Source organism: Pseudomonas sp. FW305-25 (assembly GCF_017351415.1).
GTDB classification, from domain to species: Bacteria; Pseudomonadota; Gammaproteobacteria; order Pseudomonadales; family Pseudomonadaceae; genus Aquipseudomonas; species Aquipseudomonas chlororaphis.
Map to the genome: position 1 here is coordinate 64,160 of NZ_JACNDE010000020.1, position 25,810 is coordinate 89,969.

At 64.5% G+C, this 25,810-nt stretch carries 23 protein-coding genes; 14 read left to right on the forward strand and 9 right to left on the reverse strand.

What is annotated here, in order from left to right; translation table 11 throughout:
• Positions 1 to 245: 245 nt before the first annotated feature.
• Positions 246 to 2,372, reverse strand: a complete 2,127-nt coding sequence (locus J4E58_RS19070) for a TonB-dependent receptor domain-containing protein (RefSeq protein ID WP_087087733.1) — start codon at positions 2,370 to 2,372, stop codon at positions 246 to 248.
• A 293-nt stretch (positions 2,373 to 2,665) separates the two neighbouring features.
• On the opposite strand from J4E58_RS19070, the gene J4E58_RS19075 reads away from it, so the two are divergent.
• From J4E58_RS19075 to J4E58_RS19085, 3 genes are all read left to right on the forward strand, one after another.
• On the forward strand, positions 2,666 to 3,148 hold the full coding sequence (locus J4E58_RS19075) for a cupin domain-containing protein (protein WP_087087731.1): 483 nt from the start codon (positions 2,666 to 2,668) through the stop codon (positions 3,146 to 3,148).
• A 356-nt stretch (positions 3,149 to 3,504) separates the two neighbouring features.
• Complete coding sequence (locus J4E58_RS19080) at positions 3,505 to 5,250, forward strand: SulP family inorganic anion transporter (protein WP_087087729.1); 1,746 nt, start codon at positions 3,505 to 3,507, stop codon at positions 5,248 to 5,250.
• A 55-nt stretch (positions 5,251 to 5,305) separates the two neighbouring features.
• Positions 5,306 to 5,698 carry a GFA family protein gene (locus J4E58_RS19085; RefSeq protein ID WP_087087727.1) on the forward strand — a complete coding sequence of 131 codons (393 nt, stop codon included), beginning with the start codon at positions 5,306 to 5,308 and terminating at the stop codon, positions 5,696 to 5,698.
• 12 nt (positions 5,699 to 5,710) lie between these two features.
• Here the strand turns inward: J4E58_RS19085 and J4E58_RS19090 are convergent, their stop codons facing one another.
• Positions 5,711 to 6,739 carry a sterol desaturase family protein gene (locus tag J4E58_RS19090; protein WP_087089271.1) on the reverse strand — a complete coding sequence of 343 codons (1,029 nt, stop codon included), beginning with the start codon at positions 6,737 to 6,739 and terminating at the stop codon, positions 5,711 to 5,713.
• A 172-nt stretch (positions 6,740 to 6,911) separates the two neighbouring features.
• Here J4E58_RS19090 and J4E58_RS19095 point away from each other — a divergent pair, with 172 nt between their 5' ends.
• The 7 genes from J4E58_RS19095 (at position 6,912) to J4E58_RS19125 (ending at position 13,876) form a co-directional block, all read left to right on the forward strand.
• A complete protein-coding gene (locus J4E58_RS19095; RefSeq protein ID WP_087087725.1) occupies positions 6,912 to 7,826 on the forward strand; it encodes a helix-turn-helix domain-containing protein in 915 nt (304 codons plus the stop codon).
• Positions 7,827 to 7,893: 67 nt separating this feature from the next.
• Positions 7,894 to 8,544 carry a 2Fe-2S iron-sulfur cluster-binding protein gene (locus J4E58_RS19100; RefSeq protein ID WP_087087723.1) on the forward strand — a complete coding sequence of 217 codons (651 nt, stop codon included), beginning with the start codon at positions 7,894 to 7,896 and terminating at the stop codon, positions 8,542 to 8,544.
• 4 nt (positions 8,545 to 8,548) lie between these two features.
• Complete coding sequence (locus J4E58_RS19105) at positions 8,549 to 9,544, forward strand: xanthine dehydrogenase family protein subunit M (protein WP_087087721.1); 996 nt, start codon at positions 8,549 to 8,551, stop codon at positions 9,542 to 9,544.
• Positions 9,541 to 11,793: a xanthine dehydrogenase family protein molybdopterin-binding subunit gene (locus J4E58_RS19110; protein ID WP_087087719.1), complete on the forward strand. Its 2,253-nt coding sequence runs from the start codon at positions 9,541 to 9,543 to the stop codon at positions 11,791 to 11,793. The genes J4E58_RS19105 and J4E58_RS19110 overlap by 4 nt, the downstream gene beginning before the upstream one ends.
• Before the next feature lie 118 nt (positions 11,794 to 11,911).
• Complete coding sequence (locus J4E58_RS19115; protein ID WP_087087717.1) at positions 11,912 to 12,532, forward strand: LysE family translocator; 621 nt, start codon at positions 11,912 to 11,914, stop codon at positions 12,530 to 12,532.
• A 108-nt stretch (positions 12,533 to 12,640) separates the two neighbouring features.
• A complete protein-coding gene (locus J4E58_RS19120; RefSeq protein WP_087087715.1) occupies positions 12,641 to 13,261 on the forward strand; it encodes a LysE family translocator in 621 nt (206 codons plus the stop codon).
• A 153-nt stretch (positions 13,262 to 13,414) separates the two neighbouring features.
• Positions 13,415 to 13,876, forward strand: coding sequence for a GNAT family N-acetyltransferase (locus J4E58_RS19125; RefSeq protein WP_087087713.1), 462 nt, complete (start codon positions 13,415 to 13,417; stop codon positions 13,874 to 13,876).
• 92 nt (positions 13,877 to 13,968) lie between these two features.
• Here the strand turns inward: J4E58_RS19125 and J4E58_RS19130 are convergent, their stop codons facing one another.
• The 3 genes from J4E58_RS19130 to J4E58_RS19140 form a co-directional block, all read right to left on the reverse strand.
• Positions 13,969 to 14,451 carry a GNAT family N-acetyltransferase gene (locus J4E58_RS19130; protein ID WP_087089269.1) on the reverse strand — a complete coding sequence of 161 codons (483 nt, stop codon included), beginning with the start codon at positions 14,449 to 14,451 and terminating at the stop codon, positions 13,969 to 13,971.
• Positions 14,452 to 14,617: 166 nt separating this feature from the next.
• Entirely contained in the window at positions 14,618 to 15,577 is a 960-nt protein-coding gene (locus J4E58_RS19135) for an HlyD family secretion protein (protein WP_087087711.1), read from the reverse strand.
• Between the two features lie 3 nt (positions 15,578 to 15,580).
• Positions 15,581 to 15,934 carry a DUF3302 domain-containing protein gene (locus tag J4E58_RS19140; RefSeq protein ID WP_087087709.1) on the reverse strand — a complete coding sequence of 118 codons (354 nt, stop codon included), beginning with the start codon at positions 15,932 to 15,934 and terminating at the stop codon, positions 15,581 to 15,583.
• A 233-nt stretch (positions 15,935 to 16,167) separates the two neighbouring features.
• Between J4E58_RS19140 and J4E58_RS19145 the strand changes: the two genes are divergently transcribed.
• Positions 16,168 to 17,370, forward strand: a complete 1,203-nt coding sequence (locus tag J4E58_RS19145) for a PrpF domain-containing protein (protein WP_087087707.1) — start codon at positions 16,168 to 16,170, stop codon at positions 17,368 to 17,370.
• A gap of 32 nt (positions 17,371 to 17,402) precedes the next feature.
• Here J4E58_RS19145 and J4E58_RS19150 read toward each other — a convergent pair whose 3' ends face one another.
• Positions 17,403 to 18,344: an AraC family transcriptional regulator gene (locus J4E58_RS19150; protein ID WP_087087705.1), complete on the reverse strand. Its 942-nt coding sequence runs from the start codon at positions 18,342 to 18,344 to the stop codon at positions 17,403 to 17,405.
• Positions 18,345 to 18,515: 171 nt separating this feature from the next.
• Between J4E58_RS19150 and J4E58_RS19155 the strand changes: the two genes are divergently transcribed.
• A complete protein-coding gene (locus tag J4E58_RS19155) occupies positions 18,516 to 19,214 on the forward strand; it encodes an alpha/beta hydrolase (RefSeq protein ID WP_087087703.1) in 699 nt (232 codons plus the stop codon).
• A 44-nt stretch (positions 19,215 to 19,258) separates the two neighbouring features.
• On the opposite strand, the gene J4E58_RS19160 is transcribed toward J4E58_RS19155, so the two are convergent.
• On the reverse strand, positions 19,259 to 20,383 hold the full coding sequence (locus J4E58_RS19160) for an endonuclease/exonuclease/phosphatase family protein (RefSeq protein ID WP_087087701.1): 1,125 nt from the start codon (positions 20,381 to 20,383) through the stop codon (positions 19,259 to 19,261).
• Positions 20,384 to 20,598: 215 nt separating this feature from the next.
• Here J4E58_RS19160 and thpR point away from each other — a divergent pair, with 215 nt between their 5' ends.
• Positions 20,599 to 21,144, forward strand: coding sequence for an RNA 2',3'-cyclic phosphodiesterase (gene thpR / locus J4E58_RS19165; RefSeq protein ID WP_087087699.1), 546 nt, complete (start codon positions 20,599 to 20,601; stop codon positions 21,142 to 21,144).
• A 103-nt stretch (positions 21,145 to 21,247) separates the two neighbouring features.
• Entirely contained in the window at positions 21,248 to 21,439 is a 192-nt protein-coding gene (locus J4E58_RS19170) for a hypothetical protein (RefSeq protein ID WP_007931882.1), read from the forward strand.
• A gap of 33 nt (positions 21,440 to 21,472) precedes the next feature.
• On the opposite strand, the gene J4E58_RS19175 is transcribed toward J4E58_RS19170, so the two are convergent.
• Both J4E58_RS19175 and J4E58_RS19180 read right to left on the reverse strand, forming a co-directional pair.
• The gene (locus J4E58_RS19175) at positions 21,473 to 21,958 is read right to left on the reverse strand and encodes an adenosine-specific kinase (RefSeq protein WP_007931881.1); all 486 of its coding nucleotides are present in this window, start codon (positions 21,956 to 21,958) and stop codon (positions 21,473 to 21,475) included.
• 202 nt (positions 21,959 to 22,160) lie between these two features.
• Positions 22,161 to 25,724: a hypothetical protein gene (locus J4E58_RS19180; RefSeq protein ID WP_087087697.1), complete on the reverse strand. Its 3,564-nt coding sequence runs from the start codon at positions 25,722 to 25,724 to the stop codon at positions 22,161 to 22,163.
• Positions 25,725 to 25,810: the final 86 nt, after the last annotated feature.

Here is a 25,810-nt window from a genome sequence, read left to right on the forward strand (position 1 = left end):
GGCGGACAGGGGCGCGGGGGAAAATTCGAGGCGATTATAGGAGTCGGTTTTGGCACGCCGAGAGGCGAGCCTCTCGATAATAATCATCAATGCCATCGATTAAACGCTGGGCGAGTACCGGCTGTTGGTCGGCCGCGACCCATTCGGTAACGGTCATCCCTGTCACATTGATCCGGCAAGATGAAGGGGCACGACGTCCTGAACGCGCCTGGGTATAGGGCGGAAACCGCCCAGATTCGACCCCCTCAGCGCAAACTCCACGACACCCCGAGATACATCGCCATGCCTTCCCCCGGCGTCGATCGCGCCGCGTCCAGGCCTTTGTCGTCGTAGCCCGGGGTGACGGTGGCGGCGTAGTGCTGGTCGGTCAGGTTGCGCAGGTCGAGCCAGGTCTGCCAGTCGCCCTTGGGCGCGTTGTAGCCCAGGGTGGCGCCGAACAGCGCGTAGGGATCGGCGTAATAGCTGTTGGCGTAGTCCACCGCCACCTTGGACACCAGTTGCGTGTTGAGCGCGGCGAAGAAGCCCTGGGGCCAGTCGTAGCGCAACTCGCCCTGGTAGTAGTGCATCGGCAGGCCCGGCAGGCGGTTGTCGCCGAAACGTTCATCGTCGCGGTAGTGGAAGTCGCTGAAGGTGTAGCTCTGGCGCAGGCTCAGCTGGCCGCCGTCGTCCCGCGACCACAGCTTGCTGTCCAGGCTGGCTTCCACGCCCTGGTGCACCGTGGGGCTGGAGTTGAGCTCGTAGGGGGTGGTGGCGTTGGCGTCCGGCAATACCGAGAGCAGTTCGTGGCGTACCTGGGCGTAGTACCAGGCCAGGCTCCATTGGCCGATGGTGCTGTCGCCACGGCCGCCGAGTTCCAGGGTGGTGGCGGTCTGGTTTTGCAGTTTGATCGGGTCGCGCTGGGTGCCGGTGGCGGCGCCGCTGCCGGCCGGGAAACGAATGTTGGAGCTGTAGATCAGCGACCAGGGGTGGGGCGCCTCGACCGAGCGGCTGAGGTTGCCGAACAGTTGCAGGTCGGGGGTCAGCTGGTAGCGCAGGCCCACGCGCGGCGCGTAGTCCCAGTCGCCGAGGCTGGTCTTGCCACCGCCGTCGGGGTAGGTCACGGCGCTTTCGCGGCGGGTATAGATGGCGGCCAGGCCGGTGGTCAGCCACAGGTCGTCGGCGATTTCCAGGTCATTGCCCAGATGCAGGACGCTGTCCGAGCCCTGGTAGGTGAAGTTGCGCATATGGGTGCCCGGCGCGTAGCCGGCGGTGTTGCCGCCGGGGATACGCACCAGCTCGCTGGCCCCTGAGTTGGGCAGGTGCTTGGTCACCCGCAGGCCCAGGGTGCTGTGGCTTTCCAGGCCCCAGAGGGTGTCGCGGCGCTTGTAGTCGAAGGTGCCGCTGACATCGGTGTAGGCCACCTTGAGGCGGTTGGGGCCTTCGCGCAGGTCCATGGGGTAGTCGTGGTAGACCAGGCCGGTCTGGATACTCGAATCGTCGTCGATGTACCAGGTGGTCTTGTTGCCGATAAAGGTGCTGCCCGGCTGGTCGCGGCTGTCGTTACGCGTCACGTAGGCCGGGTTGGCTGCCCGCGGGTCGTGCTCGATGGAGCGCTGGGTGACCCGCCCGGCGAGGTCGTTGTCGGTCTGGCGATGGCGGATGTAGAAGCGGGTTTCCAGGTTCGGGTTGAAGCGATAGCCGAAGTTGGCGATCACCCCCTGGCTCTTGCTGGCGCTGTGGTCCTGGTAGCCATCGGAGCGGGCGTCGGTCAGGGACAGGTAGTAGTCGAAGTCGCCCAGCACCTGCCCGGAGCTGACCTGGCGCTGCTGATAACCGTGGCTGCCCGTGGCGTAGCGCACCTGCAACTTCGGCGCGTCGTAGCCGGTGTGGCTGATGTAGTCGATGGCGCCGCCCAGGGCCAGGGCGCCGCGGTCGAAACCGTTGGCGCCGCGCAGCACTTCCACACGGTCCAGCCACAGCGGCTCGAGCAACTCATAGGGCGTGCCGCCCGGGCCGCTCAACGGCAGGCCGTCGAGCATCGTGTACAGCCCCGAGGCATGGGCGCCCGGCGCGCGGTTGATCCCCGAACCACGGATCGAAATCTTCACCCCTTCGTTGCCCGCGGACTGGGCATAGACCCCCGGCTGATACGCCAGCACATCCTGGTTGCTGGCCACGCGGCCCTGTAGCGGGCGGCGCAGGTCGACCACATTGCTGCCGCCGGGCACCTGGGCCAGCCGCGCCTTGGCCTCCTCGATCGATGCGTCTTCGCCACTGCGCTCCTCGGCGCCGATCAGCACCTGTCCCAGCTCCAGGCCCTGGGCTTCGGCCAGGGCCGGACAGACAAGGGCCAGGCCCAGCAAGGCAGAGGGCAGGGGACGGGGCGAGGGCATCGGGGGGAACTCCAGGCATGGGCAACGGGCAGTGAGAACTGCGACGTATGAAAGAACGAAGGAAACACATGGCAATTTTGTCTTTTGCCAGGCAAGCGCAGATCGGCGGGAGTCCAGCGTCCATGCCCGTGCGCTATCAAGGCTGTTCGCAATGGATATATCCGCGCATCGGCGTTCGGCTATCGTCACCCTATATGACTCGATCGCGCAGCCGCTGTGCTTTTGCGTTGACGCTATGTTGGGTTGGCCGCTGCTGCGATTCACACAGAGCTCTCAAACGCGAGGACATCACGATGGGCGTCCACAAAGCTGTTGCTGTTTCGCTGGCCCTGCTCGGCGCAACCTTCCTGGCATCGGCCGCTCTGGCCGAGGGCACAGGGTTGATTGCCGCCACCCCCGCCGAACTGAAATGGACACCCGCGCCCTCGGTAGGGCCCGGGGTGATGATTTCGGTGATCGAAGGCGACCTGAAAAAACCAGAGCCTTTCACGATGCGCCTGATGCTGCCGGCCAACACGAAAGTCGGCGTGCATACCCACCCCGTGACCGAACGTGTCACCGTGATCTCGGGCACCTTCTACTTCGCCACCGGCGACAGCTTCGACGCGGCCAAGGCCAAGGCCTATCACCCAGGTGACACCCTGATCATTCCCGTCGGCATGCCGATGTACGCCGCCACGCAAAAACAGGAAACCGTGCTCCAGCTCCACGGCACGGGCCCCTGGGGCATCACCTACCTCAACCCGGCGGACGACCCCAGGAACAGCAAAAAATAGCGAGCAGAGCCTGGCAGTGAATCCGTCGTGCCCGACCTCACCAGCCCTGTTGTCACCTGGAAAGGGCAACCGGGGATTCACTCGATCAGGTTGAGCATGGGCAAATCGGCTGGCGAATACTCAGCTAATGCCGCAGGCGGGCATTGGCTGCCATGCTCTGTCGTTTTGGGGAGGGCTGGCGGCGGAGGGCTTGCTGCGGTCTGTCACGGCGTCTGCCAGATCAGGGGACGATCGATCTGCCGATATGTGGTTGAAAAACACGCAAAGAAAACCGACTCTGCTTACCTCTCATCCAGGGCCCGACGTTTCGCGCCCGCCATCACCCTTCGTCAAAGCCCTCGATCAAAGGTGCCTCCATGCTGCTTGCCCGCTGGCTGCCAGGCTTGGCCAATCTCCTGCAATACCGCCGCGAATGGTTCAGGTACGACTTGCAGGCCGGTTTGTCGGTGGCCGCCGTACAGATCCCGATTGCCATCGCCTACGCCCAGATCGTCGGGCTGCCGCCCCAGTACGGCTTGTACGCCTGCGTCTTGCCGATGATGGTCTATGCCCTGGTGGGCAGTTCGCGGCAGTTGATGGTCGGGCCGGATGCGGCCACCTGCGCCATGGTCGCCGGGGCGATCGCCCCTCTGGCGCTGGGCGATCCCGAGCGCCTGGCGCAGTTGGCGGTGATTGTCACGGTGCTGGTCGGCCTGATGCTGATCGGCGCCGGCATTGCCCGGGCGGGGTTCATTGCCAGCTTTTTCTCGCGGCCGATCCTGATCGGCTATCTGAACGGCATCGGCCTGAGCCTGCTGGCCGGGCAACTGGGCAAGGTGTTGGGCTACAAGATCGAAGGCGACGGTTTCATTCTCAGCCTGCTGAACATGCTGCAGCGGCTTGGCGAAACCCATCTACCGACCCTGGCCATCGGGGCGGGCGCCCTGGCGCTGCTGATCTGGCTGCCGCGGCGTTTTGCCAGGTTGCCGGCGGCGCTGGTGACGGTGGCTATCGCCACCCTGTGCGTCGGGGTGCTGCGCCTGGACCGTTACGGGGTCTCGGTACTGGGGCCGATCCCTTCGGGCATGCCGCAGTTGAGCTGGCCCGAGACCAACCTGAGCGAACTGAAACGGCTGCTGCGCGATGCGCTGGCGATCGCCACGGTGAGTTTTTGCAGTGCGATGCTGACGGCCCGCAGCTTCGCCGCCAGGAACGGCTACACGGTCAACGCCAACCATGAGTTCCTGGCGCTGGGCGTGTCCAATATCGCCGCCGGGGTCTCCAGCGGTTTCGCCATCAGCGGCGCCGATTCGCGCACGGCGGTCAACAGCATGGTGGGCGGCAAGAGCCAGTTGGTGGGGATCATCGCCGCCCTGGTGATTGCCCTGATCCTGCTGTTCTTCACCGCGCCCATGGCCTGGATCCCCCAGGCGGCGCTGGGGGCGGTGCTGTTGATGGCCGGCTGGGGGCTGATCGATATCCAGGCGATGCGGGTCATCCGCAAGCTCAGCCGTTTCGAATTCTGGCTCTGTGTGCTGACCACCCTGGGGGTGATTGGCGTGGGGGTGCTGCCGGGCATCATCGTCGCGGTGCTGCTGGCGATCCTGCGGTTGCTCAAAAGCATCTATCAGCCCACCGACGCGGTGCTGGGCTGGGTGCGCGGGATCGAAGGCCAGGTCGATATCAGCCAATATCCGCAGGCGCGCACACTGGCGGGGCTGGTGGTGTATCGCTTCGATGACGCGATCCTGTTTTTCAACGCCGACTACTTCAAGGCGCGCCTGCTCGAGGCGGTCGAACGCGAGCCCGAGCCCCGCGCCGTGCTGCTGGTCGCCGAGGCGGTGACTTCGATCGACGTCAGCGGCATCGTGGCCCTCAGGGAGCTGCGCGACACCCTGCTGGCCCGCGGCATCATCCTGGGCATCGCCCGGCCGCACGGGGCATTCCTGCGGATGCTGGTGCGTTCAGGCCTGGCGCGCGAGCTGGAGCAGCAATTGTTGTTCCCCTCGGTACGCGCCGGCATCCGCGCTTATCGGATCTGGCGCAATCAGTTGCAGCGCAAGGCGCAGAAAGAGGCGCCTCGGGCCGGCACCCTGCCAGCGCCCGCCAAGCCGACACCATGACTGGACGCGGCCTTGGCCAGCCACCACCAACGCTTGACCCAAGAGGAGGTACGGCATGCAACGATTCACCGGCGGTTGCCTATGCGGCAAGGTGCGGCTCGTGGCGTCGGGGCCGCCATACCGGGTCGGTTTGTGCCACTGCCTCGACTGCCGCAAGCACCATGGCGCGCTGTTTCATGCCTCGGCGATCTTCCCCGAGGACGCGGTGACCGTCGAGGGCGAAACCCGCGACTACGCCGGGCGGTATTTCTGCCCGCACTGCGGCTCGTCGGTGTTCGCCCGCAGCGCCGACGAAATCGAAGTGAACCTGGGTGCCCTGGACACCCCCGACCAACTCAAGCCCAGCTATGAAAGCTGGACTATTCGTCGCGAGTCCTGGCTGCCGGCGTTTCCACTCGCCAGGCGCTACGAGCGCGACCGCGATGCCAGCAGTCGCTTCGAGCAATAGCTGTCGCCCCGGCTATGACCAGGGCGTCTCGGGCGCCACCCCGCGCGGGCGTTTCGCCAGGAGCTTGCGGGCGGTGTCGACGAAGGGCGTGACGATCAGGCTGTAGACCGTCAGGTAACGCCGGTGGTCCCGCTCGCCGGTGCCGAAGCACAGCGGCTCGGGTGTCGAGGAGGTGACGTAGAGCGTGCCGAACATCCAGTCCCAGAGGGACAGGTTGGTGCCGAAGTTGCGGTTGAAGTGGCGGGGCGCGTCGCTGTGATGGATCTGGTGCTGGGCCGGGCTGTTCAACACATGCTCCAGCCGCGGGCCGAACGACAGCCAGACATGGCTGTGCCGCAGGTTGGCCGCCAGGCTGTTGAAGATGAATATCAGGTAGGTCACGCCGAACAGGGTGTAGCGGCCGATCTCGCCGCCGCAGGCATACCAGAAGCAGCCGGCGTAGAGGCCCAGGCCGAGGCTGATGCTCAGCTTCTCGACGATCTTTTCCACGAAGTGCACCCGGCTCGCCGTCGCCGGCACCAGCACCGGCGCCGAGTGATGGACCTTGTGGAAGGCCCACAGCCAGCGCGAGTGAAACGCCCGGTGCGCCCAGTAATGGAGGAAGTCCTTGAGCAGGAACAGCCCCAGCCCGTAGAGCAGCGCCAGCCCCAGGTTCTGCCCCAGGCGCGGACGTTCGCCCCAGAGGTTGCTGAAAAAGGCCAGGTAGTCCCCGGAGCGCAGGATGTAAGGGTCGACCAGATGGACGATGGGCAGCACCAGCGCGACCTTGAGGATGGCGCGCACGAAGTAGTAGCGGTAATCCAGCAGCGCCGAGGAATGCAGGTGCACCCGGCCGCCGCCGAGAAATTGCCAGAACGACCGGGCGTGGCTCAGGCCGCGGCGCTTTCGGAAACGGAACAGGCCATAGGCGACGCCGTAGGACACGCACAGGAACAAGACCCCGAGGCGGCCGTTCAGATTGAAAATGCCGAGAAACTGCGCGGTGACAGGGGCGATCACCCACTCGGTCAGGTGCTTGTAGACAAGCGACAGGGCATCCACGAATCGCCAGCCTCTGAGCCAGAAAAAAAGAATGGCATTGTAAATCAGTTCGGTTTGGCCGGGCAGGGTGGCGCGACAAGCAGGCAAGGTGCCCCGCGCGCCATCCGCCTGGAACTGGCCGCGACTGTTGGAGTACGCTGGCTGCTCGCTGTATTCCGGAGGTGCCTGGCTCATGACCCTGTTACGGGAATCCGCAAACCGGTTGCTGCAACCTCGGGTGGGCGCGGGCTGCATCCGCGCGCGCGGCGCCGAGGGCGCGGTCCTGCAGTCGGCGTCGTTGTTCGACGGCCTGGTGACCATCGATCATCGTCGCTGGGCCTGCCGCGAAGCCGAGCTCAGCTGGACGGCGCCGCAGCACGTGGTGATCCTCACGGAGCGCGGGGCAACGGCAAAGACTCATATCCGCAGCAGTTCAACGCTCAATTACGAGGGTTGCGACCGCCCCGGCTCGATCAGCTTCGTGCCGGCCGGCGTCGAGCGCCAGGGTTATTTTCGCGATGCCGACCTGATCTATACCGCCCTGTGGATCGACACTGCCCTGGATTTTCCCGGCTGCCCGCGGCTGGCCGAATTGCCCATGCGCATCAACAGCGGCGATGGGGTGATCCATTCGCTGCTCGCCGCCCTCAGCGCCGAGATGGCCGGTGGGTATGTCCCGGAAGCCAGCTACATAGAGCATCTGGTGGCGCTGGTGGGGCTGCGCCTGGGCCGGGTCGATACCGGCAGCGCTGGCAGCGGACGCCTGGGGCCGCAACTGCTCAAGCGCTTGAGCGACTACGTCGATGCACGAATCGAAGGCAGCCTCTCGCTGACCGAACTGGCGCGGATCGCCGGCATGCCCGTGGACACCTTCGCCCGGCATTTCAAGGCCGAAACCGGCATGGCGCCCTATGCCTATGTGATCGAGCGCCGGGTGCGCCGCGCCGAAAGCCTGCTGCGGGCCGGCAGCATGCCGATCAGCGCCATGGCGCTGGAGCTGGGGTTCTCCAGCCAGAGCCACTTCACCTCGACCTTCCGGCGGATCATCGGGACCACCCCGAACAGCTACCGCCAGCAGGCGTCCAGAATCCTGACAAGCTCGTCCTGATACCTGAAAGAACGGTGCCGCGCCCTTGGCGATACTCGCGTCCAGCCGTTCATTTCAGGAGAGCACCATGCAAGACCTGGACTCACCGCGTCCGTCGCGCCGCGCGCTGCTGCAAGCCGGGGCCGCCGCCAGCCTGCTCTGGGTGGGGGGCAGCGGCGCGCTGGCCCAACCCGCCCCGACGCCGCCCAGCCCCTCCCGTCCATTGCCGTCCCAGGCGATCACCCTACGCATCAATGCCAGCGACCAGTTGCTGGACCTCGACCCACGCACCACCTTGCTCGACGCGCTGCGTCATCAACTGGGCATGACCGGCTCGAAGAAGGGCTGCGACCACGGCCAGTGCGGCGCCTGCACGGTGCTGGTGAACGGCCGCCGGATCAACGCCTGCCTGAGCCTGGCGGTGATGCATGACGGCGACGAGATCACCACCATCGAGGGGCTGGCCAATGGCGACCTGCTGCACCCCCTGCAGGCCGCCTTTATCGCCCGTGACGCTTTCCAGTGCGGCTACTGCACGCCGGGGCAGATCTGCTCGGCGGTCGGCATGCTGCAGGAGGTGCGCGCCGGTTGGCCGAGCCATGTCACTGAAGACGTGGCGTCCCATTCCGTCAGCCTGAGCGACAGGGAGATCGGTGAGCGCATGAGCGGCAACCTGTGCCGCTGCGCCGCCTATCCCAACATTGTCGCCGCCATCCGCGACGCCGCCGAGGAGGCCTGAGCCCATGATGCCTTTCAGCTATGCGCGTGCGAGCGATGTGCAGCAGGCGGTCAGCCTGATGGCCGCGCAGCCACGGGCGCGTTTTATCGCCGGTGGCACCAACCTGATCGACCTGATGAAGCTGGGCATCGAGCGGCCCAGCCACCTGATCGATATCAGCCGCTTGCCCCTGGCCGCGATCGAGGACAGCGCCGAGGGTGGCCTGCGTATCGGTGCCCAGGTACGCAACAGCGAGTTGGCCGCCGACCGCCGTGTGCGCGAGCGCTACCCGCTGCTGTCCCAGGCGCTGCTGGCAGGTGCGTCGGGGCAGATCCGCAACAAGGCCTCGACCGCCGGCAACCTGCTGCAACGCACGCGCTGCCCGTACTTCTACGACCCGGGCATGGCCTGCAACAAGCGCGAGCCCGGCAGCGGCTGTTCGGCCCTGCGGGGGCACAACCGCATGCACGCGATTCTCGGCGCCAGCGAGTCGTGTATCGCGGTGCATCCCTCGGACATGGCGGTGGCCATGGTCGCCCTGGAGGCGCGGGTGGAGACCCTCCTGCCCGACGGCCAGCGCCGCTCCCTGGCCCTGGATGAGCTATACCGCTTGCCCGGGACCACGCCCGAGCTCGAAACCCGACTGGCCCATGGCGAGATGATCGAGGCCATCACGTTGCCGCCGCCACTCCCGGGACGGCAGCTGTATCGCAAGGTGCGCGATCGCGCTTCCTATGCCTTCGCTTTGGTCTCCGTGGCGCTGGTGCTCGAAGTCCGCGCGGGGCAGGTGCGCACGGTCCGCGTGGCCCTCGGCGGCGTCGCCCCCAAACCCTGGCGGGCCACGGCAGCGGAGCAGGTGTTGCTCGGCCAGCCATCCGCTATGGTGGTTTACCAGCGCGCTGCCGAGGCCGCCCTGGCCGGCGCGCGCGGGCAGGGCGGCAACGATTTCAAGATCCCCCTGGCCAAACGCACCCTGCGCCAGATGCTGGCCAGTGCGACTCAAGAGCGAGCATTGGCATGAGCACATCAGGACCCACCCCATCCGCCGCCAACGGCCCGATTGGCCAACCGCTGGACCGGGTCGACGGCCGACTGAAGGTCACCGGCCGCGCGACCTACGCCTACGAGCAGCGGGAAATGGGCGACACCGCCTATGGCTACATCCTCGGCGCGACCATCGCCCGGGGCCGCATCAGCGCGATCGACACCCGCGAGGCCGAACGCACGCCGGGTGTGCTGTATGTCATGACCCATCGCAACGCACCGGCCCAGGCGGCATTCGGCCCGGCGGTGACGCCGACCACGGGCGAGGTGTTCACCCGGGCCCGGCCGGTGTTGGCGAGCGACGCTGTGCGCTACTACGACGAACCGGTGGCGCTGGTGGTGGCCTCGACCTTCGAGGCCGCGCGCGCGGCGGCTCGGCTGATTCGCGTGCGCTACTCGTCGGAGCAGGGCGACTTCGACCTTGCTTCCCGCCTGGCCCAGGCCTACAGCCCGCCGCGGACCAACGCCGGCTTCCAGACCGACAGTGCCATCGGCGATTTTGAATCGGGGTTCGCCAATGCGCCGGTCAAGCTCGACAGCACCTACAGCACCCCGTACCAAAGCCACGTGCCAATGGAGCCCCATGCCTCTATCGCCGTCTGGTCCGGGGACGAGCTGACCCTCTACACCTCGGCGCAAACCCTGGCGAACTTCCGTGGCGGGCTGGCCAACACCCTGGGCATCGAGCCGGCGCGTGTGCGTATCGTCAGTCCTTATATTGGCGGCGGCTTTGGCGCCAAGCTGATCATCCATCCCGACGCGGTGCTGGCGGCGCTGGCCGCCCGAGTGCTCAAGCGCCCGGTGAAGGTGGCCTTGACCCGCCAGCAGATGTTCGCCAACGCCGGTTATCGCCCGGCCATGCAGCATCGGGTGCGGCTGGCGGCGGACAGCAGCGGCAAGCTGACGGCGCTGGGGCACGACGTCTGGTCGAGCACTTCGCGTTTCGAAGAGTTCTGCGAGCAGACCGCGGTGTTTGCCCGCTCGCTGTATGCCGCGCCAAATCGCCTGACCCGCCATCGGCTGGTGCCGGTGGATCTCAATCGCGGCGAGTGGATGCGCTCGCCGGGCGAAGCGCCGGGCATGCTCGCCTTCGAGAGCGCCATGGACGAGCTGGCCGAACGCCTGGGCCTGGACCCCATCGAACTGCGGGTGCGCAATGAGCCGGAGTTGGACCCCGAACTCGGCGTGCCGTTTGCCTCGCGCAACCTGTTGGCCTGCATGCGCACCGGTGCCGAACGCTTCGGCTGGAGCCGCCGCAAGCCCAAGTCCGGCAGCGTGCGCGAGGGCAGCAAGTTGATCGGCATGGGCATGGCCGCGGCGATCAGGCCCAATTACCTGGGGTTGTCCAGGGCCCTGGTGAGCCTGGGTCCGACCGGACGGGTGCTGGTGCGCCTGGATATGACCGATATCGGCACCGGCACCTACACCATCCTGACCCAGGTCGCCGCCCACAGCCTGGGGGTGCCGATGTCGGCGGTGCAGGTGCAACTGGGTGACAGCCGCTTCCCGCAGACTTCGGGCTCCGGCGGCTCCTGGGGAGCGGCCAGTTCCGGCTCGGCGGTGGAGGCCGCCTGCCAGGCCTTGAAGCAGCGGATCATCCAGGCCGCCGGCGCGCCTTACAACCAGGCGCCGGTACGCTTCGCCGACGGCCGTATCAGCACCGGCGAGCGCTCGGAGCGCCTCAGCGATCTGCTGCTGCGAGTGGCTCCCACGGGGTTGCAGGCCGAAGGCAGCGTCGGGCCGATGGGGGAGGACTACAAGCAGTTTTCCCAGCATTCCAACGGCGCGCACTTCGTCGAAGTCGCGGTGGACATCGACACCGGCGAAGTCCGCCTGCGGCGCATGCTCGCGGTGATCGGTGCCGGGCGCATCCTCAACCCCAAGACCGCGCGCTCGCAGATCCTCGGCGGCATGGCCTGGGGCGTCGGCGCGGCCCTGATGGAGCAGACCCTGCTGGACACCCGCCACGGCCATTTCGTCAACCACGATCTGGCCGAGTACCTGATACCGGTCAATGGCGATATCGCGACGATGGACGTGCTGTTCCTCGAAGAGCCCGATCCCAGGGCCAACGCCCTGGGCATCAAGGGCCTTGGCGAGCTGGGCGTGTGCGGGGCCGGGGCGGCGGTAGCCAATGCGGTCTACAACGCCACCGGCATCCGCGTGCGCGAGTTTCCGCTGACCCTGGACAAGCTGCTGCCCGGGCTTGCGGCCCTGGAGGAGTAGGCGCAGCCTGCATCGACAAAAAATCTCGACGGCATGCCCTGGATTGGGCAGGCTTGTGGGGCTGCGGCAGCCCGGTCGGTTGCTGTGGAACTCAAGCCATCAGCCGACGGACACCTCCATGAACCTTGCCTCCCTGATGCTCTTCCTCCCGGCCTGTTTCGCCCTGAACATGGCGCCTGGGCCGAACAACCTGCTGTCGATCCGCAATGCCACCACCTATGGCTTCCGCGCTTCCTGCCTGGCGGGAGTAGGGCGGCTGGCCGCCTTCGCGGTGATGATCGCCCTGGCCGCGGCCGGGCTGGCGGTGGTGCTGCAAGCTTCGGAACTGCTGTTCCACGGGATCAAGATGCTCGGCGCTGGCTACCTGCTGTACCTGGCGTACCAGCTGTGGACCGCGGATACCCAGGTCGAGGCCGAGAACAAGACCGCGCCACTGGGCCTGCTGGCCTTGGCCCGGCAGGAATTCCTGATTGCTATCGGCAATCCGAAAGCGATATTGATCTTCACCGCCTTCCTGCCGCAGTTCGTCGACCCGCAAGCCCCGGTTCCCGCCCAGTTCCTGGTGCTCGGCGCACTGTTCCTGGCCCTGGAATGGATCGCCATCAGCGCTTACGCCTACATGGGCCTGCACCTGCGCCGCTGGTTCGCCGAGCCACGGGGCAAGAAGCTCTTCAACCGCTGCTGCGCGGCGTTGTTGTCGGCGGCGGCTTCGGTGCTGCTGTTGGCGCGGCGGGCTTAGTTTTGGCCGGCGGGAATAGGGCGATAGGAAGGGATGCGCATCGGCATGAATTTCAATCGGCTGCCTTTCAAGGATAATCTTTCGCCTACCTCTGGCTGAGACCCACCTATGCCTTTCCTCGACAACCTTATTGCCTTCACGTTTGCAGCGACACTATTGACCCTGACGCCCGGCCTCGACACCGCCCTGGTATTGCGAACGGCCACTGTGGAAGGAAAGCAGCAGGCTTTACGCGCGGCCCTTGGCATCAGTGCGGGCTGCCTGTCGTGGGGCGCCGCCGTGGCTTTTGGACTGGGGGCACTGATTGCCGTGTCAGAGCTGGCGTTCAATGTCTTGAAATACTGCGGTGCGGCCTATCTGGCTTGGCTCGGGCTCAACATGCTGTTGCGGCCCCGGCAATCGTTGTCCCCTGCCGGCGGCACTGACAAGACAACGACGAACTGGTTCTTCAAGGGGATGATGGGCAATGTCCTGAATCCCAAGATCGGTATTTTCTACGTCTCTTTCCTCCCCCAATTCATTCCGCAAGGCCAGCCATTGATTGCCTGGACGTTTGGCCTTGTCGGCATTCACCTCGCCATCGGATTGCTCTGGTCGATCATCCTGATTGGCGCGACCCAACCGCTGGCCAAAATGTTGCGCAGCGAGAAGGTGATTACCTGGATGGATCGCGCCACTGGCATGGTTTTCGTGCTTTTCGCTGCTCGTCTTGCCTTCAGTAAACGGTAGGTTTTGAGGCCGTTCGGTGGTCATGTCCGTGATGGCGACGAATATCGGCAGCCGAGGCGAGAAGGGCCAGCGAAGCCGCATTTTTCGGCGTTCGCTTGCCAGTCGCCGTGACTGGCGGCTTCTGGCCGATACCTACCCACACAAGGATCTCGAGTGGTTATGTCAACGGATGAACTGGCGATACGCCAGATCTCAGCGCTTTCTCCGCAAGTCCTGGCACTGGAAGCGGAGGCGGTTGCGGACGGTTTCAGGTTTCTTACGCGCTTGGTCGCAGAGTGGGAGAACGGTTCGAATCGGTTCGATCAACCGGGTGAGTGCCTGTTGGGCGCCTTCCGCAGCGGGCAACTGATTGCCATCGGTGGCCTTACTCGTGACCCCTATGCCGGGCCGGATATCGGCAGGCTAAGGCGGCTGTACGTCGCGCGTGCAGCAAGGGGCCGGAATCTGGGCAAAGCCCTGGTGCAGCGGCTTTTGGAACACGCGGCTCAGCGATTTTGTGTGGTACGCCTATCTACGGATACACCAGAGGGCGCCGCGTTTTACCTGCGCTGCGGGTTCCAGCAGATACAGGATGATTTTGCTACGCACGCAAAGTCATTGGCCGATGCCACATAACCAGGTCATTGGAGGGCAGATGGGGTGGCGTAGCCGGTCAACGGCGAAGAGTGAAGGTTTTGCAGGCTTGCACAGCCTTGCAGCAGGGGACATCAGCGCGATAGGCCCATCGTCGGAATGCACTGACGAACATAGTAATTATCGAATTCACCGCTTTCGATGAAGTGAAAACCATGGCGGGTATAGAAACGATTCGAAGCGCTGCCTTTAAGGGCACCCACTCTAATAGGGAGCCCAGCTACATCCGCCTCTTTGAAAATCTGGGCGAGAACAGCAGAGCCTATCCCTGATCCCTGCGCGGTCGGTCTCACATACAAGTGGTCGAGCAAGAGTTCAGTGCGCCGGTGCTTGACCACGACAAAACCAACCCTCTCTCCAGATACCTCGATGTAGCGTGTATTGCGGGCCTCAAACCCGCTAAGAAAGCGTTCGCGTGCGCGCACTGGATCAAATCGCCCAACCCGCTCCAGGCTTTCGCGCATGGCCTCGATTCGAATGGCTACAAGATTGTCCAAGTCGCTTTGTTGAGCCAAGACCAAAATGACCTGGGAATTTTTATCGGCTGTGACGGGCATCATTTGCGCTCTGACTGCCATTCAGGGAAGCCAGTATAGAGAGAAGGGAAACAAGCGGCCCACCCGTTTTTTCTGTCGAGGCCAACAGGCGAAAGCAGCCACTCGACCGGTAGTGAAATCAAGCTGGACTTGCAACGCACCGAGTATCAGGCCCGACCCTGGTTCCTCAATGGAACGGGAAGATGTAGTTCATCCAGGCCGACATGCGCAGGAGGATCTTGCGCATGATCGCCACATGGTGGAAGTGCTGGCTGTAGAGCGCCGCCTGGCCATAGGCGCCACCGGGCATGAGCCTGGCGTAGGGCAGGTAGTCCGGGTCGGTGATTTCGATGACCACTGGCACCCGCCCCGGCGGCGGTGAGCCGGTGTAGCTCAGCAGGGTGCCGGACGGCTGGACCTGCCCTTCGCCGATCACCGTGATGACATTCTTTACCCGGCCCTTGAAGACGCGGCCGGGGATACCGTCGAACGCCACTTCCGCCTCGTCCCCCGGGACCAGGCGCAGCAGGCTGTTCTGGCGCATCCAGGCAGAGAAGTAATGGCCCTCGTCGGGAATGAACACCATCGACGGGCGCAGCGGCAGCTTGCTCGCCATCATTCCCGGGCGCAGCGACACATGGGTGACGAAGCCTTTGCTCGGGGCGCGGACCACGGTGCTGTTCAGCTCGAACTGGGCGTTGTCGATCTGAGCCTGCAGGTCGTCGACCCGGGCAATCGCGGCCTCCTGCTCGCGGCGGGTGCCGAAGTTGCGCCTGATCAACTCGTTGATCCGGTACAGGTCGCCCCGCGCCGCTGTCTGCTGGGCCTTGAGCGACTTGAGGCGGTTCTCGAAAGGCTCGGGGTCGATGCGAAACAGCACGTCGCCCGGCTCCAGCGGCGTGTTGCCCTGGACCGGCACCTCGATCACCCGGCCGGTGACGACCGGGATCACGGGCACTGAGACGAAGTAGGAGCGCGCCACTTCCGAATAGGGGTGGTTGTAGTTCATCAGGAAAATCAGCGCGCCGATCAAGACCACGCCGCCCAGCACGGCGGTGGGCACCGTCCATTTGTTCAGCGGGATACGGAAGATCTTGAAGATGGCCACGCAGATGGCGGTGTAGGTCAGGATCAGTAACAGGTCCATGGGTCACAGCTTCCCTTCCGGGCGGGGCCCGGCCTGGGATTGTCCTTCCAGTCGCTCGATCCGCTGTCGCAGCTCGGCCAGTTCTTGGGCCAGATCTATTTCGGCCTGCATCCGCGCCTTGTCGGTCGCGAAACCCCAGCCCCGGTCCTCGCGGTACAACATGGCCCAGATCCACAGGAACGGCCACAGGGCATGGAGCGTGAACAGACTGACCCAGCCTGCCGCGTGAATGGCGTCCTGATGTGGATGGTTCCGATGGACGGCAATTTCGTAGGGAATGTCGTGCAGGACGATGATTCCGTAGAACAGGGTTATTCCGGCGAAGACAAGCATGCCCAGCGCAATCTGATCGAGCATGATTCGCCTCCCGGAAGCCTTCAGCTCGCACGCAACCGCTTATGAAGCACCTTGGTCAGCCACAGCCATGGGATAGCCCGATGGCGCGGGCCTTACGCAATCCATACTAGTTCAAGTTCGTTCATCTGCCTGGCTGCCCTGCAGGGCGCGCGCGGCCCTGGACCTGGAAAGCTGCGCTCGCCCAGGCCGCGGTTTATGATCGTTGCCTGTCGTCCCTCACTGCGAGCCCGATCATGCCTTTTGAACTGGACCTTCCCGAAATCCGCGCCGGCATCGTTGAATTCCCTGTCTGGCATGCGCGCGGTGGTACCTCCACCGGTTTGATCCTGGCTCGCGAAACCCTGCCCAAGGACCCGTTGCTGGTCGAAGAACTGCTGCGCCACCTGATGGGGGTGCCGTTGAGCGGCGAGCTGCCGGGCAATAACCAGATCACCGGCCTGGGCCGTGGCGGGCCCACCAGCAACAAGGTGTTCATCGCCGAGCGCCAGCCTGGCGAGGCGCGGATGGTCAGCACCCTGGCGCAGTTGGCGGCGGGTAAAAGCGCGATCGACTGGAGCGTCAACTGCGGCAACATGTCGGCGGCCTTGCCCCTGTATGCCCTGGAGCGTGGCTGGCTGAGCGCGGACGAGGACAGCGCGCAGATCGAGATCTTCAACAGCAATACCCAGACCACCATGCTCGCGCGCCTGGCGTTCCGCGACGGTCGCCTGCTGAGCGATACGCGCATTCCCGGGGTCAATGGCGTGTTCCCCGGGGTCGACCTGTTTCTCAGCGATCCGGTGGGAGCCAAGACCGGCCAGCTGTTTCCCACCGGGCAACGCATCGATCTGCTCAATGGCGTGCGCGCCACCTGTCTCGACGTGGCGGTGCCAATGGTCATCGTCCAGGCCGCGGACCTGGGCAAGACCGGCCTGGAAACCCCGGCACAGCTGGACGCCGATGCCGACTTCAAGGCCCGGTTGATTGGCTTGATGGTCGAGGGCGGCTTGCGCATGCAACTGCGCAACCGCGGCGGCGCCTTGATGAGCGCCGAGGAGCTGCAACGCAGCGAAACCCTGCCGAAGATCTGCATCGTCAGCCCGGTCCAGGGCGCGGGCGATATCAACACCCGCTATTTCACCCCGCAAAACGCCCATCCTTCATTGGCCGTCTCCGGTGGCTGCTGCCTGGCCGCCGCCTGCCTGGCGCAAGGCACCGTGGCCCATGAACTGCTCAATACGCCCAAACCCCTGAGCGCCACCACGGCGGAATACCCGGTGTCGATCGAAAACCCGGCGGGGGTGCTGGACACCTTGATCACCGCGCGCGAGGAGGGCGCCTCGATCCGTATCGACGCGGCCGCCTACCGGCGCAGCGCGCAGATCCTGCTCAAGGGCCGGGTGCCGCTGTACAACGCCTCGGCGGCGTTGGTCGCGGCGTTGCAAGGGCGGGGCTGAGTCCCGGACCGGAAAGGTGGCGGCAAATCCGCTCAACCCCGTGAGCGATATTCGCTGGGGGCGACCCCGAACTCGCGGCGAAAGGCCCGGCTGAAGGCGGCTTCGGATTCATAACCCAGCTGTTCGGCGATCCGTGAAATGCGCAGGCTGGAGGTCTGCAAGCGCTGACTGGCCAGTTGCATGCGCCAGTGCATCAGGTAACGCATCGGCGATTGGCCCACCAGGCGGGTGAAGCGTTGCGCCAGGTTGGAGCGCGACTGGTTGACCAGGCCGGCCAGGCGCTCGACGCTCCACGCCGCGCCCGGTTCGGCGTGCAGCAGCGCCAGCGCCTGGCCGACCAGCGGGTCGCGCAGGGCGGCGATCCAGCCGCTGATGCCTTGCGGGGCGTGGGCCAGCCAATGGCGCACGGCCCAGATGAACATCAGGTCGATGATCCGCGACAGCATGATGCTGCTGCCGATCGACGGGTTGCGCACTTCCTTCTGCATCGCCGCCACCGTCAGCGACAGCCATTCACGGGAGCCGATCAGGTCGCTCGGGTCCTCGCCCTGGCAACTGACTTGCAGCACCCCGGGCAAACCCTGGCTCAAGGCCTGGCCGCACCCGCCCTCGAACCGGAAGACTCCGCTGGTGATGCGCGCTGGCAGGTCCGGGCTGGCATCCGCAGCGCTGTGCAGTTGATGAGCCTGGCCGTGGGGCACGAACAGGATGTCCCCGGGCATCAGGCTGGTGGTTTGGTTATTGCCGTCGAGCCTGAGCTGGCAGCCGGCGTCCTGGATCACATGGAAGCAGGCGCCGCCCGCCGCTCGCTGCAGCAGCTGGCCGGGTCGCAGCAGCGTCTCGCCCAGCAGCTCGCCATGCATCCGCGCCAGGCTGAACACTTCGAAAAACACATCGGCGGCCGGGTGCCGGAGGTCGGCTGGCGGGACGGCTGGGGGCAGGTGTCTCTGCACAGTCTTCGGCTTTTCGGTCATGGTCGGTCGGCACCGTCCCCTTCGATAATGAGCGTGTCCGAGCATAAGCCAGCACGGGGGAGGGCGTCTCCTGCCTGTCACTTGACGAGCGACCTGCCCCGCAATGCCCAGGGCCCGGCAGTACCGCCGCCATCGGCGAGCGGTCTTTATCCAGACAGAGGATTCAAGCTCATGAGTGGTCAGCCTACGATTGTGTTGGTGCACGGTTTTTGGGGCGATGCGGCCCATTGGAGCAAGGTGATCATCGAGCTGGCGCGCAAGGGTTACAGCGCGATCCGCGCGGTGGAGATGCCCTTGACGTCGCTGGCCGATGACGTCGAGCGCACCCGCAAGATGATTGCCCAGGTCGATGGCCAGGTGTTGCTGGTGGGGCATTCCTACGGCGGCGCGGTGATTACCGAAGTGGGTGACCAGCCCAATGTGGTCGGGCTGGTGTATATCGCCGCCTTCGCCCCGGATGCCGGGGAAAGCCCGGGCTGGATCACCCAGCAGCACCTGCCCGCGGCGGCGGCCAACCTCGAGCCCGACAGCGATGGCTACCTGTGGCTCAAGCCGAAGGCCTTCCATGAGAGCTTCTGTCAGGACCTGGGCGCCGACGAAGCGCTGGTCATGGCGGTGACCCAGAAGGCGCCGCTGGCCAGTACCTTCGGCGATACCATCAGTGCGCCGGCCTGGAAGAAAAAGCCCTCCTGGTACCAGATCTCCAGCGACGACCGCATGATCCATCCGCGCAACCAGCAAATGATGGCGGCCCGGCTCAACCCACAAAAGACCCTCACCCTGGCCAGTTCCCATGCCTCGCTGGCCTCGCGGGCGGCGGAGGTCGCGGCCTTTATCCACGAGGCCGCCAGCGCCACCGTCAAGGGCTGACCAGGCCACCCCTCAGGCCCCGCTCGCGAGCGGGGCCTTGCGGCCTACAGGTCCAGGTCGACCCACACCGCCGCGTGATCCGAGCCGGCGTTTTCCTTCTTGTCCAGCTGCGGGTAGACCTCCCAGCGCTTGGGCTGGCTGCCCGGCCACATGCCCTTGCGCCATACGCCGCCGGCGGTGACGGTGGCGAACAGCGCCGGGGAGAGCAGCAGGTAGTCGATCTTGTTCGCCGCCTTGCAGGTGTCGAAGGTGCCGGGGTAACCACCGTCGTCGAAGGCCGGATGGACAAAGGCATCCTTGAGGTCGGTGCCCTTGAGCAAGGGCTCCAGCGGCGCGCTGTCCGGGGTGTCGTTGAAATCGCCGACCACCGCGATATAGGCCTCGCCCTGGGCCACCAGCTCTTGGTAGATGAGCTTGATCCGCTCGGCCTGGGCCAGGCGTTTTTTCGCCGAGGCCGCAAGGCCGCCGAAGCCTTTGCTCTTGAGGTGGTTGACCAGGACGATCAGCTGCTTGTCCTTCTGTTTTCCAGAAGGCAGCGGGATATGAAACTGCGCGCAATCGCGGGAAAAAATCAGCTCGCCGTTGGCCGCGGTGTCGTCGACATGGCTGCGCAGCTGGCCGATGGGGTAGCCTGCGGCGGTCATCAGGCCGACATCGATGCCCCGCGTATCGTTGCCGTCGATCAGCATCACATGCCGGTACAGCGGGCCTCCCAGGGCACCGATGATTTCCGTGTTGAAGTCGCGCAGGGCCGGGCGGCTTTCCGCCTCGACCACCGCCAGCACATCGGCGTGCAGGTCGATCATCACCCGCGCGGTATTGCGCATCGCTTCCAGGTCCACCGGGGCCTCGATCAGCTCCAGCGAACCGACCCACTCGGTGCGGCCGTTGGCGACAATCTCCAGGCCGCCGGCCTTGGGCCGCTTGACCAGGCTGCCGCGGTTCTGCCGCAGGATCACAAACGGACCCTTGTCCGACTTGCTCAGGCCCAGTTCGATCAGCAGCTTGACCATCTGCGCCTTGTCCTGGTCGGTGTAGATGGGCTCGCCCAGCAGCTGGTTGAGCTTGGCGAAACGCTCCAGCACCGGCTTGCCTTCGGCCCAGCCTTCCAGGTTCATGGCCTTGGCGCGGTTGAACAGGTTTTCAACGTTGTAGGACGCGAGTCTCATCGGGCTCTTCCTTTGCGTGGGGCGGACGTCAATGCGCATTACAACCGATAAAAATGACCGAATGCCGACGGACGCGGCGTCTTGTTGCCTTCTTTATGCTGAACTCAAGAAAGGGCGAAACCGGCCTGGGATTCCCGGTGGGCGACTCGCAGAGGGCCGGTGGGGGAGTAACCTGACAGGCAGCACTTCGCCCGGGCCGAATCGGAGGACAGGGCATGAATGATGAGTCCCGCGAGCAGGGCGAGCCGTTCAAGCGGCTGTTCTTCGCCTTGCCCTGCACCGCCGCCCAACGCCGGGCCATTGCCCAGTGGCGCAGCGCCCTGGGGCTCAGGAGCGGCCGGCCGGTGCCGGCGGAAAACTTTCATTTGACCCTGATGTTCCTGGGCTCGGTCACCGTGGCGCAGATTCCGCGGATCTGCGCCGCGGCGGCGAACGCGCGAACGCCCGGTGAGGCGCTGCACGTCCCGCTCGACCGCCTGGAGGTCTGGCGCCGGGCCGGGGTCTTGTTGCTGGCGCCGACACAAGCGCCGCTGGCGTTGCGCCAGCTGGTGTATGCCTTGCAGGAGGCGCTGCTGCCCCTTGGGTTGGTCGATTCGCCGCGGGAATTTCGTCCGCACTTGACCTTGATGCGCGACTATCGGGCAGCGGTGCCCGAGTCCCAGACCCCTGCGGATTTTCAGCTGAGTGCCCGGCACTTCGCCCTGTACGAGTCGCATAAGGGCCGTTATCGGCCGCTGGCCGAATGGGCGTTGGCGCGGTGACGCTCGGGGCAGCCCTGTCGACAGGTTCGCCGGTCAGCCGAAATCCGAGTGCCTCGGGGCCTGCACGTTATAGTTGATGAGGCCGAATCAATAGTAGGAGGGCATGCGCCAGATCGTCAGCAAAGAGCCGTGGTGGGCCGCGCCGCCGAAACCGGGCCAGGATGAGTCCGAGCTGGACTGGGGCTGGCTGGTCACTTACAACGAGGGCGAGCCGCGCTTCGAGTTCGTCAAGGAGCGCCCTTCGGAGCAGGAGATCCGTCAGCGCAAGAGTTGCCGGACCACGCCGTCCGAGTAGCCGGTCGGCGCGGAGGGCAGTCTTGCGCGATCCTTATTGTTTGTAGCCGATCTGCCGCAGCAGGTTCTTGCGCCAGAGGATGTCGTCGTCGCCTTCCAGGCCCTTGGCGCAGAAACCATCCACCACCCCCAGCACCGCCCGGCCCTGCGCCGTTTCAGCGAGAATCACCTGGCTCGGGTTGGCGGTCGCGCAGAAGATGCGGCACACCTCAGGCACCATCTTCAGGGTGTTGAGCACGTTCAACGGATAAAAACCGTCGCCAAGAAACACGATAAAGCTATGGCCGGCGGCGATCGCCTGGGCGTTCTTTTGCGCCAGCGCGATCATCGTCGGATCGCTGCCGGACCAGCGCACCAGGCATTGGCCGGAGGCTTCGCAAAAGGCCAGGCCAAAGGCGATGTTCGGCACGCTGGCGACCAGGGCTTCGTGGATGTCCTCGACGGACTTGATGAAGTGGGTCTGGCCGAAAATGAAGTTGGTGGCTTCCGGCTTGTCGATGTTCACGCTGATCAATTGCATCTCGAACCGCTCCTTGCCGATGTCGCGCGGCGCTGGGGGCGTTGACGGAAAGGGGACGCCCGTCGTAGCCCGTTATCGGCGAGGCGGGATTGCTTCCAGCAACAGATCAAGCATAGCCATTCATTGGCTGCTATCGGGTTGGTCATGCTTGAACGATGGCCATCAACGGCTGATCGGCCCGTTCGTTCCTGACCGTCAGCGGCTAGAACTTGGCGTAATTCAATGCATCGACAATCAGCGAGCCGCCCACGCCGGTCAGCGACAGCAGCAGGGCGCGCACCAGTGGTTCTTGCGAGTAACTTGAGAAGGCTCCGGTATGGAGGTCGTTTATGCGTCCGCGGATCAGTTCGAGCTTGTTGTAGATTGGTGCGTTGTCGGGTGTTTCCAGCAGGTAGTTATCAAGATGCTGTAATGCTGCGCTACGCGCTTTTTCCGCGGCACGGCGCAGCGACAGCGCGGAAATGAGCAAGATCAGGGCGGTCAACAGGTATGAAATGACCATGCTGGGCGGGGTCGGCCAGTTGTCGAACACACTGTTGCGCGACGCAATCAGGATCAACATGACCACCGTCGGGGCATAGATCAGGCGATTGACGGTGGCCGTGCGTTTGGCGATCAGCTGCATGTCCACCCAATCGTCGATGCAGGGGTGCAGAGACACACCGAAAATCCTCTGGTGCTCCTCGCGCAGCCCTTTTGGCCAGATCGCGTAATGCGTGCTCAGGTGACGGATGAATCGTGTCAGCAGGAGGTTGGCATCCACCACCCAGAACACCAGCAGTTGGAAGGCCAGGGTGGGCAGCAGCCAGCTTAACGTCCAGATCGGCGACTCGCCGCGGATGGGCAGTCCTTCCATTGGCCAGAGCACGAAGAGCACGCTGGTGACCACCACGAATATCCAGGTGGCGAGAATGCTGCGCAGCATTCGGGCACCGAAGGTGCCTCCGGTGCAGTGTTCTTTCCAGAAGCGTGTTACGAAAATGATCGTGCGCTTGTCAGCGGCATTTGCCTGGATCACATCCGTCAGTCGCGAAGGCGTGTGCCAGTCGCGACTGACGGATAAGAGCGGGAGCAGGGTCAGGAACAGGCAACGTCCCAGGGCGGCGCGCCACTTTTGCAGGGTTGTGCCCTTTTCTCGATGAACGAGGCGCAGCAGTTGCCTCCACAGGCTCGTTCGCAGCTTGTTCATGTAAAGGTCCAGGTGGTAGGCCTGTTCGATCTCGGTACTGTTGATGCGCAGATTGCGCCAGCCCCAGGCCAGCGCCGCGATCGAGATGATCATGGCGAGCAGGCGCAGGGCCACGGTGGGCCAGGCACTGATGCCCTCGAACAGGGACATCGGCTCGCCCAAGCCGTCCGCCGTCAAGGCGCGCCGAGTCTGGTACATCCACAGCAAGGCCAGGACGAATACCACGATCGGTACCACGACGTACCACGCCGAGGCGTCGAACAAGCCACTGCTTGCAGGGACGGGGACCTGTCCGGGGTGCGCTGGTTGGGGCTGATGACGGCGGACAAGTTCCGAGCAAACGATGCCCAACAGGATCAGCACGAAGGCGGTCCACATGAACTCCACGCGCCAGAACTGCACGGCGAGCCATGCCGACAGTCCGGACACCACAAACATCGTCAACGAGATACTGCGCACCCAGGCTGGCAGTTTGTCGTCGCTGGGTTGCACAGAGGTCCACCACCAGCCAAGAAGGATCGCCAATACCAACAGGATGAACGAAAGCGGTCCGGCCCAGAAAAGTGACTGCTTTTCATCGAACTTGTCGCGTACCGACTGGGATAGTTCGGGATAGGGAGGACGCGAGGGGTCCTGCAGGCAGCGCAGCGCCATGATGTCGTGCGTCGCTTGTCGGGTCTGGCCGGGTGCGGCGCAATCCTTGGGGCGTGCCGCGGTGAGCTGGCTTGACAGGGGAATGAAGCCGCTGATGCCCACCTCATAGATGCTTGGCGAAAGCAGCTCCGATTTGGAGTAGTCGAACTTCGCCCGCTTGGCCTCGTAGGGTTGTGGCGCCTGCGCCGCCAGGACCGCGATGAACACGGCACTTTGCAAACTGTCGCGGAACGGCGGCACATCCTGCTGCAGGGCACGCGTCAGCGTGAGTCCGTAGGGTGCTGCCAGGACGAGGTTGCGGGTGGTCTGGGCCTGGCCGCGCTGGAGCATGCGCGCATCGAGGTTGGTCGAGAAAAACACTTTGTTCGGCATCCGCCCCTTGAGCGCCTGCAACACCAACAGCTTGTCGTAGGTATCGGCCCCCAGCACCCCGATGGCACCGATGCCGCTGCTGCCGTTACGGCGATAGGCTTCGTCCTCGCGGGCGATGTGGTCGGCGAGGCGGCGCAGGTAATCGAGCTGGGAATTGCCGTCGGACTTTTCCAGCGGGCTCAGATCCAGGGTGTTCTTGTCCTTGCTGTTTTTATTGTCATCGCTACCAGGCGCCTTGTTGACGCTTGCGGCTTCCTCCGGAAGGCGCCCGTCCATGCCTCGCAGATAACTGAAGCGCAATACCCAGTCATCAATGGTAGACAGGTCCTTGCCATCGAGACGTGCGTCATTGGCAACCTTGGATTTGAAACTCTCGATCAATGCGCGGCTGTAGAAACTGTCCCACTCGGAGACCAGCGCAATGCGATTGGAGCGCTGCCAGCCTCCCGAGCCGCAACGGGTTCCGACCCGCAGCAATGCCCCTTGGCTGCATTGCACTCCAGCAACTGGATCCACATGGCGCAGCTTCAGCTCTTCCAGCAGCAGGCTCGTCATGACGCCGTCGTCGCTGACGGTGCGCAGCAGTTTCATGGAGAGTTTCGGCGCCATTGGTGTTTGCTGCTGGGAGGTTGCTTCACCGGGCGAAGGCTTGCCCAAGGCATGCATCAATGTGTCGTAATCAGCGGTGGCCAGAGGTGAGTAAATCTCGATATCGGGCTTGGCGTGGCCGTTGGCTTCGTCCCGATACATATCGAGCAAGACTTTCGAGGTGGAGGGGCCGATGACCTTCAGCAGTGTCTGGTTGGACACACCAGGGCAGGTTTGTGGCGGGCCGCAATCCGAATGAAGCCTGCTCTGCAGGGTGAGGCGCAAGGCTTCGAGTCGTTGTAGCGGGTGTGAGCCCAGATGCTCCTGCTTTACCCAGAGCAGAATGGTCCGGGCGGATGGGCGCTGTTTGTCCTGCATGTCCCTGGGTGGGTCGAATGGGTTGGCAATGAAGGTTTCATAGGGGATCTCTGCGTACTTCGACTTTTCTTGCTGACCGGCTTGCGACGTTATCGGCGTGCCTGACAGGTCGTCGGCAAGGGCCAGGCAGCGGATGTGCTGCTCGTCCTCGGGCACCATGCGCGAGTTTTTGAACCCGGCCAGGATTGCATAGCGAATGCGCCGGCGCAGCTCCACTTCATCGGCATAGGGGCCGCCTTCGACCAGCGCCACTATGAGTTGGGGAGGCTCTGGCGGTGGTTGCTGCAGTTCGGCGTCCAGTACCAATGGCTTGCTGACTACAAGCTGGGGGCTGCATTCAAAGTCATTACTTGGGGGCTTGTTACCCTCCTTGAACTTTTTGCGATAACGCTCGAGCGCATCGAACGGGTCCTGCCACAGGCGCGCTTCTATCGGTGGTTGCGCCTGGAATTGTGCGCCGATGGGGCGTGGTTCGAGGAAAGGCTCGCGAGTGAGGGCGAAGGTCGAGACGACCAGACTGAGGATGAGGGCGCTACCCGGTAACCAGAGGACGAGGTTGTTACCTGAGCCATTGCTGTTGTCCATGGTCTTTTCCCCCTTCCTTAGGTGTAGGGCCGACCGCTATGCATAGGTATAGCCCCCGGATCAGGCTTTATCTACCGGCCCTCCGA